Origin of the sequence: Verticiella alkaliphila (assembly GCF_018904615.1) — a bacterium.
Lineage (GTDB): Bacteria > Pseudomonadota > Gammaproteobacteria > Burkholderiales > Burkholderiaceae_B > Verticiella > Verticiella alkaliphila.
In genome coordinates this window covers 1-1388 of record NZ_JADCNH010000100.1, presented here as the reverse complement: position 1 = coordinate 1388, position 1388 = coordinate 1, and the positions used below count along the sequence as shown (strand labels likewise).

At 61.0% G+C, this 1388-nt stretch carries 1 protein-coding gene; it reads left to right on the top strand.

Annotated features, from left to right (window positions below; translation table 11 throughout):
- Positions 1–51 precede the first annotated feature (51 nt).
- Positions 52–1388 (top strand): IS3 family transposase gene (locus tag IMZ29_RS22385; protein WP_216188475.1). Its coding sequence is split into 2 segments (ribosomal slippage), with 1338 coding nucleotides annotated over them: positions 52–526 and positions 526–1388; the frame shifts between segments, so codons are not numbered across the junction. This gene is flagged as partial in the annotation.

Sequence of the window (1388 nt, the reverse complement as noted above, 5' to 3'; positions counted from 1 at the left end):
TGAACTGCACCCCAAAAGTTGGACACCGATCCAACCTTTGGGGTGTTTTTCATGGCGAAGTATGACGAGCAGTTCAAGCTCGAGGTGGTGCAGCAGTATCTGTCGGGCCGCTCAGGTGCGAAGACAGTGGCGAATGCGCACGGCTTGGAGAAGTCGATGGTTCGGCGTTGGGTGGCGGCGTATCGAGCTTGGGGTACAGACGGGTTGCGCCGCAAAGGCGCACACTACGACGCGGTCTTCAAGCTCGAAGTCATCGAGCGCATGCGTCGCGAGCAGTGGTCGCTTAGTCAGACAGCGGCGTTCTTCGATGTGCGCAGCACCGATCACATTGGGCGGTGGGTACGCCAGTATGATGCGGGTGGTGTAGACGCATTGGTGTCCCGTCGAGGGCATCACGATAGAACCATGATTGCAAAGCGCCCGAAGGTGGTTGTGCCCGACAAGCCGGACGACGAGCTCACCGATGAGCAGCTCATCGAGAAGCAGCGTAAGGAGTTGGTGTATCTGCGTGCGGAGAACGCCTACCTAAAAAAGCTCGATGCCTTGATCCAGCAAAAGCGTGCGGCAGCGCCGAAAAAGCGCGGCTCGTGACTGGGTTGAGGCAAGAGCATCCGCTGGAGGCGTTGCTCACGGCCGCGGGCCTGGCGCGCAGCACGTTCTACTACCAGAGCCGCGCGGCTCAGGCGGGCGACACGTGCGCCGGACTCAAAGCGCGGATTCAGGCGCTCTACGACAAGCACCGCGGCTGCTACGGCTATCGGCGCGTGACGCTGGCGCTGCGCCAGGCGGGCGAGACGATTAACCACAAGGCTGTGCAGCGTCTCATGGGCGAGCTCGCGTTGAAGGCCGTGGTGCGCGTGAAGAAGTACCGCTCGTACCGAGGCGAGGCGGGGCGCGTGGCGCCCAACGTCCTACAGCGCGATTTCCAAGCCACAGCACCTCTGCAAAAGCTCGCCACCGACGTGACCGAGTTCAACGTGCGCGGTGAAAAGCTGTATCTGTCGCCCGTGATTGACCTGTACAACGGCGAGATCATTGCCTGGCAAACCGCCGAGCGCCCTGAGTTCTCGCTGGTCAGCCGCATGCTGGACAAAGCCCTGGCCAAGCTTGGCCCAAAAGACAAGCCCGTGCTGCACTCCGATCAGGGCTGGCAGTACCACATGCCAGCTTGGCACCAGAGACTCGCGGCCAAGGGCGTGACCCAGAGCATGTCGCGCAAAGGCAACTGCCTGGACAACGCCGTCATCGAGAGCTTCTTCGGCACGCTCAAGGCCGAGTGCTTCCGACTCAAGAAATTCGCCAGCATCGATGAACTCAAACGCGACATCGACCGCTACATCCACTACTACAACCACGAGCGCATCAAGCTCAAACTCAAAGGGCTGAGT